At 68.9% G+C, this 7,728-nt stretch carries 5 protein-coding genes; 4 read left to right on the forward strand and 1 reads right to left on the reverse strand.

Features of this window, described 5'->3' with window-relative positions; translation table 11 throughout:
- Positions 1 to 1,943, reverse strand: a 1,943-nt coding sequence (locus tag ACR9ZJ_RS18170) for a hypothetical protein (RefSeq protein WP_481288555.1), incomplete at its 3' end; no start/stop codon positions are given.
- 32 nt (positions 1,944 to 1,975) lie between these two features.
- Between ACR9ZJ_RS18170 and ACR9ZJ_RS18175 the strand changes: the two genes are divergently transcribed.
- The 4 genes from ACR9ZJ_RS18175 to ACR9ZJ_RS18190 form a co-directional block, all read left to right on the forward strand.
- Entirely contained in the window at positions 1,976 to 4,345 is a 2,370-nt protein-coding gene (locus ACR9ZJ_RS18175; RefSeq protein ID WP_481288556.1) for a DUF2339 domain-containing protein, read from the forward strand.
- Positions 4,335 to 5,687: a DUF3999 family protein gene (locus tag ACR9ZJ_RS18180; RefSeq protein ID WP_481288557.1), complete on the forward strand. Its 1,353-nt coding sequence runs from the start codon at positions 4,335 to 4,337 to the stop codon at positions 5,685 to 5,687. The genes ACR9ZJ_RS18175 and ACR9ZJ_RS18180 overlap by 11 nt, the downstream gene beginning before the upstream one ends.
- Positions 5,688 to 5,751: 64 nt before the next feature.
- A complete protein-coding gene (locus ACR9ZJ_RS18185; RefSeq protein WP_481288558.1) occupies positions 5,752 to 7,083 on the forward strand; it encodes a replication-associated recombination protein A in 1,332 nt (443 codons plus the stop codon).
- Positions 7,084 to 7,244: 161 nt separating this feature from the next.
- Positions 7,245 to 7,728: hypothetical protein (locus ACR9ZJ_RS18190; protein WP_481288559.1), on the forward strand; the 484-nt coding region annotated here is incomplete at its 3' end.

A 7,728-nucleotide genomic window follows, 5' to 3' on the forward strand; every position in this document is an offset into this window, starting at 1 on the left:
GGGGAGGGCGGTACCGAAGGGTCGAGCCAGGCGAGGCCTTGCGAACCGGCGAACCACAGGCGTCCGTCGCTGGCCGCGAGCGCGGTCGGCAACGGCCGCACCAGCTGTGCCGGCCCGGCGAGACCGTCCTCCATCGTCAGCAGCTGGACTTCGACGGGGACCTTCGGCTGCTTCAACGCGGCATCCCATGCCTGCGGAGTGAACCGGATCACGCCGGCGATGCCGTAGGCCCAGACGCAGCCTTCCTTGCTGCGGACGATGCCGGTGATCGAATTGAAGCGATCCGCCGGTTGCGCGGAGAGGCGCTGGAAGCGCTCGCCGTCGAAGAACGACAGGCCATGTTCCGATCCCACGACGAGGCGGTCGCCAATGCTGGCGATGGCGGTCACCGGTCCTTGTTCCATGCCGGTGGCGGCGTCGAAACGTCGTAGCGTGTCGCCGTCGAGCGTGGCCACCGTGCCGTCGAGATAGCCGAACCACGGTTTCCCCGCGGGGTCCACGTGGATGATGGAGGGTGCGAGGGCGGGGAAGGGCGCGATGGTGGACGCGGGCAACCAGCCGTCGGCGTTGCGCACGTACACGCCGCGAAGCCGCAACGAGATCCACAGGCGGCCCATGCCGTCGCGCGCCATGGCCTGCACGATCGTTCTTCGCTCGGCCGCATCGCCGGGAAGGTCGACGGTGTCGATCTTCCCCCCGCGCTTATGCCACAGCGTTCCGCTGCCACCGAACCAGAGCGATCCGTCGGTGTCGCGGTAAGCGCTGTTGATCGCGCCGTCGAAACCCGGTACCGCGACCGGGTCGGGCGTGAGCTTCCACAACAGGTCGGGATAGACGGTGCGCGCCGCCGTGCCCGTCCAGACGTGTCCGTGGCCGTCTTCGACCAGGGCGAAGTACACCTCGGGCTTCGGAAAGCGGACGCGCGAGAGCCACGTGTCGCGGAAGGTATCCAGGCCCATCTTCGTGCTGATCCATACATGCCCGTCGCGGTCCTCCATCAGCGTCATCGTGGCCTGCGACGTCATGCCGAGGTCTTCGCTGAAGGTTTGCATCGCCGGTTCGCTGGCGTCGCCGGTGGTGGAGTTGCCGACGTCTTTCGCGGCCATCCGGCAGAGGTTCACCGCGCAGGCCACCGTCCAGAGGTTGCCGTCGCGGTCGAAGGCCGTGGTGGTGCTGTTCGCCCGGCGCGGACGCGGATGGGGAAAGGGCTTGCCCCATTCGCCGGGCAAGGGACGGAAACCTGCGCCAGTCCGCTGCCAGAGGCTGCCGTCGGGATGCAGCATCAGGTGACTGGCCGAACCGCTGCGTATCCCGCTGTCCTCGAAGCGGCGCGCTCCCTTGCGCAGCACGTAGAGGTTCCGCTCCGTGCCGGCCCAGAGGTTGCCACGCGCGTCCTCCATGAACATGTCGACTTCGCGGGGAATGCCCCACTCGGACGACACTTCCTTCCAGCGGGAGCCGTCGAGGCGGTAGATGCCGACCTCGGTGGCGGCCCACAGGCCACCGTCGCCATCGGTCGCGAACTCGTTGATGGCGACATGGTCGGGCAGGCCGTCGGCGGTGCCATAGAGCGTGGCCTTGCCATCGCGCACGCGCGCCACGCCACCGTTCGCCCCGGCGACCCAGAGATCGCCGCCGGGCGCGGCGTAGATCGTCCAGGTGGCCTCGCTCTCGTTGCTCGACGGTGGCTGGAGAGGGATCTTCTCGAAGGTGAAGCCGTCGTAACGGAACAGGCCCATGCGCGTGCTGAGCCAGAGCCAGCCATCCTCGGTCTGCGCCATCGACACGATGCTGGCCGGTGCGCCTTCTTCCGCACGCAGTGCGATGTGGTGGAGCTGGCCCAGCGTACGCGTGGGGTCCGTGGCGTGGACCGGCGGGAGCCATGCGAACAACGCCGCCAGCAGGAGCATGAGATGGCGGGCGTTGGGGGTGCGGAAGGTCATGCAGGGCGAGGGCGGTATGGCGTGGCGGCGTTGTGGGTGGGCTCAGAGTAACCGGTATCGCCGACCGCCTCACCACCGCCATCAAAGGCTGGTTCACCGAAGGCAACGTGCCGGTGAAGGTTGGCATGCTGGTGCTCTTCGCCGGCATCGCCGCCTTCCTCAAATACGCCTCCGACAACGGCCTGCTGCGCATCCCCGTATCGGTACGCCTGATCGTCGTCGCGCTCGCGGCCATCGCCGGTGCCGCCTTCGGCTGGTGGCAGCGCGACAAGCGCCGCGCCTTCGCGCTCTCGCTGCAAGGCGGTGCCATCGGCGTGCTGGTGATGACCGTCTTCGCCGCCTACCGCCTCTACGGCTTGCTTCCCGCCGGCTGGACCTTCGCCTTGCTGATCGTCTTCGTCGGCGCGCTCGGTGTGCTGGCGGTATTGCAAGACGCCCTCGCACTCGCCGTGCTCGGCCTCGTCGCCGGCTTCGCCGCGCCGATCATCGCGTCGACCGGCGAAGGCAACCACGTCGCCCTGTTCTCGTACTACGCGGTGCTCAACCTCGGCATCCTCGGCATCGCGTGGAAACGCGCGTGGCGGGTACTCAACGTGCTGGGTTTCATCGCCACCTTCGGCGTGGCCACCACGTGGGGTGTCCTAAGCTACCAGCCGGCACTGTTCGCCAGCACCGAACCGTTCCTCCTCCTGCATTTCCTGCTTTACCTCGCCGTGCCGTGGTTGCACGTGCTGCGTTCGCCGAAGCGCGAACGGGCCATCCTCGACGGCTGCCTGATGTTCGGCAACCCGATCGTCAGCCTGTTGCTGCAAGGCGCGCTGCTCGACTGGAAGCCGATGCCGCTGGCGCTCTCGGCGCTGGCCGCGGCGGCGATCTACGTGGCCATCGCCTTCGCCATTCGCAAGCGCGACGACATGGCGTTGTTGCGCGAGACCTGGGCCGTGCTTGCGGTGGCCTTCGCCACCATCGCCGTGCCGCTGGCCCTGAGCGCGAGCGTGACGGCAAGCGTGTTCGCCCTGGAAGGCGCGGGCCTGATCTGGCTGGGCTTCCGCCAGGCGCGACGCCTGCCACGCTGGGCCGGTGTGTTCCTGCAACTGGCCGCGGGCGTGGCGTGGGTGCTGGCCTCGCTCTTCCATCACCACTACAACGACACGCCGCTGCTCAACGCGACCTTCATCGGCAGCCTGCTGCTGGTGATCGGCGCGAGCGTGGGCGTCTGGCAGTTCGACCGGCATGGCATGTCGCGCGGCGTGTCGGGGCTCGCGCGCATCGGCTTGCTCGTATGGGCGGTGCTCTGGTGGCTGGTGGGCTTCGCCAACGAGATCGACACCTTCGTGATCGATGCCGGGATCGAATCCGCCTGCTGGCTGGCCTTGTCATCGGTGACCGCGTGCTTGCTGGGGTTGGCATGCCCGCGTGCGCGCAAGCTCGACCTCGGCGTGGTGCTGGCCTTCGGCGTGCCCCTGTTCCTGTTGGGGGGCCTGGTGGTGGTGCTGTCCGCGGCCAACGCGAACATCCAGCCGCTGGCTCGTTGGCCGCTGGGCGCCGTGGTCGTCATGGCCATCACGGGCTGGTTCGCCTTGCGCGGCGTCGCCTCGCATCGCGTCGCCGCCGTGGCCTCGGCCACCGTGTGGTGGGTGCGCTGGGCGGCGATCTTCACCGTGGCGATCGTGCTCGCGCTCGACGCGGCGCCGGCACTCGGCGAAGGCTGGCGCCTGCTCGCCGCCGCGGTGCCGACCTTGTCGCTGGCGGCGCTGGTGTTGTGGGCCGTGCGCTGGCTGGCCTCGCCCTTGTCCGGACATGCGCGCGAGATCCGCTATGCGGTCGGCATCTGCGCGGCGCTGGCGATGATCGCGGTGGGCATCGCGGCACTCGGCACGGCCGGCAACCCGAAACCCTTGCCCTTCGTGCCCGTGCTCAACCCGGTGGACCTGTTGCTGGTGGCGGTGCTGCTTTTCGTGGCGCGGGCGATTTCCGACGAGGCGATCCCGCGCGAGGTACGCGCGACGCGTCCGGCCGTGCTCGCCGTGGTGTTCTTCATCATGGCCACCAGCATGACGCTGCGCGCCGTGCACCACCTCGGCGGCGTGCCGTGGAACGGCGACATGCCGGGCTCCAGCCTCGCGGAGCTTTCGCTCACCGTCGTCTGGAGCGTGATCGGTGTGGTGGCCTGGGTGCTCGGCTCGAAGCGCGGGCAACGCCTGCTCTGGATGGCCGGCGCCGCGACCATGGCGCTGGTGCTGTTGAAGTTGCTGCTGGTCGACCGGGGTCACCTCGGCAACCTGTTCGGCATCGCCTCGTTCATCGCCTATGGCCTGTTGTGCACGGTCATCGGTTATCTCGCGCCCGCGCCGCCACGGCAGGGTGCGGCCTCTTCCGCGGAGTCTTCGCATGCGTCGTGACTGGCGTCGCTGTTTCTTCGTCTTGTCCTTCGTCGCGACGGCGGCGCACGCCGATGCGCCACTGCCGTTCGCGATGGCTTATCCGATCCAGCACGAACTCGGCGCGAAGGCATACGTCGTGGAGTTGCCGCAGGATGCGTATGCCTGGGCCAGCCGCGATGCCGGGTTGGCCGATGTCGTGATCGTCGACGCGCACGGCCGCCAGGTGGCCGCCGGTCCGTATGCGCCCGCCGCGCCCACCTCGCATCCCGTCACACTCGATGCGCCCTTGCTCGCCGTGCCGCAAAGCGCGGGTGGCATCGCCGGGCCACGCATCCAGCGAAGCACCAACGGCGACATCGTCATCGAACCCGGCGCCGCTCCCGCCAGTGGCGCACCCCGTGACTGGCTGTTCGACGCGCGCCAACCCGTCGCGCCCGAACGCCTGGAATTCGCGCCCTTCGACCGCGACGCCAGTCTCACCCTGGATATCGACGCCAGCGGCAACCTGCAGGACTGGACACCGCTGGTACGCAGCGCCTCCGTGGTGACCCTGGGCAAGGGCGACGGCGCGGTGGATGCGCGCGCGGTGAAGCTCACCGGCGCCCCGGCGCGTTACTACCGCGTACGCGTGACCGGTGGCGACGCGCCCTGGACGGACGGTGCCGTCGCCACGGTGACGCTGTCCGGCACGGTGGAAGATGCCTCGGCGAAGGATGAAGCGCCACGCCGCTGGCTGGACCTCGCCGCCACCGACACGAGCACGAGCGGGCAGGGCGTCGATTACGACTATCGCCTGCCTGCGGCCCTGCCGGTGAGCGCCTTGCGCGTGACGCTCGGCAAGAGCGATAACGTGGCCCGTTTCGATGCGATCGCCGTGGAAGGGACGATGAGCGCCGAGCAACTCGGTACCCTCGTCGTCACACCGGGACAGGATGGCGGTGGCCGCCATCCGCTGGAGGTATCGCGTGGCCGCCGTGAACTCCTGCGCCTGCACTCGGCGACGCCGCTGCGCGAATCGCCACGCCTCTCGGTGGGCTGGCGCCCGGACCGTTTCGTCTTCCTGCCCGAAGGCGACGCGCCGTATCGCCTGCTGGTCGGCAGCCGTGCCGCGCGCCGTCCCGCCTGGCCGATCGACGACGCCATCGCGGCCCTGCGCAAGGATGGCGGTGCCGCCTGGCGGCCCGCCACCGCCACGACGGGCCCCGGCCAGGAACTGGCGGGCCGCAAGGCGCTGGACGATAGCGGGGCACCGTTCGACTGGACGCGCCCCTTGCTCTGGGTGGTGCTCCTGCTCGGCGCCGCGCTGGTGGCGGGCATGGCCGCGAGCCTGCTGCGCAAACCCCGGCCCGGCGGCGAATGAGCCATTGAGGCACCGTGCACGGTGAACGCGCGATAATGCCCGTTCACTGTCCGCGTCGATTCCCATGTCCTTCCAGTCTCCCGGCCTCTTCGCCGAACCCGAAGCCCTGAAACCACTGGCCGAGCGCATGCGTCCGCGTGCGCTCGACGAGATCGTCGGCCAGCAGCGAGTGGTGGGCGAGGACAAGCCGCTGCGCCGCGCGCTGGAAGCGGGCAGGGTGCATTCGATGATCCTATGGGGGCCGCCGGGCTGCGGCAAGACCACGCTGGCCCTGCTGGTGGCGCGCTACGCCGACGCCGACTTCCGCGCGATTTCCGCGGTGATGAGCGGGCTGCCGGACGTGCGCAAGGCGCTGGCCGAGGCCGAGGGCAACTTCGCGCAAGGCCGTCGCACCGTGCTGTTCGTGGACGAGGTGCATCGGTTCAACAAGGCGCAACAGGACGCCTTCCTGCCGCATATCGAACGCGGCGTGATCATCTTCGTCGGCGCCACCACGGAAAACCCCTCGTTCGAACTCAACTCCGCGTTGCTCTCGCGTTGCCGCGTGCACGTGCTGGATGCGGTGAGCGCGGACGACATCGTCGGCGCCTTGCATCGCGCGCTCGCGGACAAGGAACGTGGCCTGGGCGACCTGGGCCTGAGCGTGGACGAAGCCTCGTTGAAGCTCATCGCCAGCGCCGCCGATGGCGACGTGCGCCGCGCGCTCACGCTGCTGGAAATCGCCGCCGAACTGGCCGAAAACGGGCGCATCGACGACACCACCCTGGAACAGGTGCTGGCCGATCGCACGCGCCGCTTCGACAAGAGCGGCGAGCAGTTCTACGACCAGATCTCGGCGCTGCACAAATCCGTGCGCTCTTCCGATCCGGACGCCGCCGTGTACTGGCTCACGCGCATGCTCGATGGCGGCTGCGACCCGCTCTACCTCGCCCGCCGCATGACGCGCATGGCGGTGGAGGACGTGGGCCTGGCCGAGCCGCGCGCCTGGCGCATGGCCCTCGACGCCTGGGATACCTTCGAGCGCCTGGGCAGCCCGGAAGGCGAACTCGGGCTCGCCCAGCTCGCCATCTGGCTGGCCATCTCGCCCAAGAGCAACGCCGCGTACATGGCCTATAACAAGGCCCGCGCCACGGTGAAGCAGATGGGCAGCCTCGACGTGCCCATGCACCTGCGCAACGCGCCGACCAAACTCATGAAAGGCCTGGGCTACGGCACCGGCTACCAGTACGACCACGACGTGGAAGGCGGCATCGCCCTCGACCAGCAATGCCTGCCCGACGAACTGGTCGGCATGACCTTCTACGATCCGGTCGACCGTGGACTGGAAGTGAAGCTGCGCGAGAAACTCACCGCGCTGCGTGCCGCCCGTGCCGCGGCACGGGGCCAGAAGGACTGAGTAAGGCTCCGCCGCCAGTCCGCAAGCAAGCTCCGAAAAATCAGGATTCGCCCGATAGGGTGGGTGGGGTGTCGCGGCTACCGTACCCCCTGCCAAAAGGCCGATACTCCCGGTGGCTGGGCCGACGTACCCTCGGCCCACACCCACCGCGGAGAACGGCCATGCGCATCGCCATCGCAACCCTGATCGGTGGCCTCGTGATGTTCCTCTGGGGCGCCTTCGCGCACATGGTGCTGCCACTGGGCGAGATGTCCATGCGCGCGCCGCTGGACGAGGACAAGGTGCTCTCCGCCCTGCATGACGGCCTGCCCGCCGAACACGGCATTTACGTCCTCCCGCACTACGACATGGCCAAGCATGGCGATGACAAGGCCGTCGCCGCGTTCTCGGCAAAGGCCAAGGCCTCGCCGTATGCCTTCATCGTTTATTCGCCCTATGGGAAGGACCCCATGGCAATGGGCGGCAACCTGTTCCACCAGTGGCTCTCGGACACCCTGGCGGCGCTGGTCCTGGTGCTGGTTCTGATCCGGGCGGGTACCGGCGTGGTGCGCGGGCTTTACATCGGCCTGGCCTTCGGCGTCTTCAGCTGGCTGTCGCTGAGCGTGCCGTACTGGAACTGGTACCGCTTCCCGGGTGCCTTCACCG

The organism is Luteibacter sp. KNZ12-1A, from assembly GCF_056755675.1.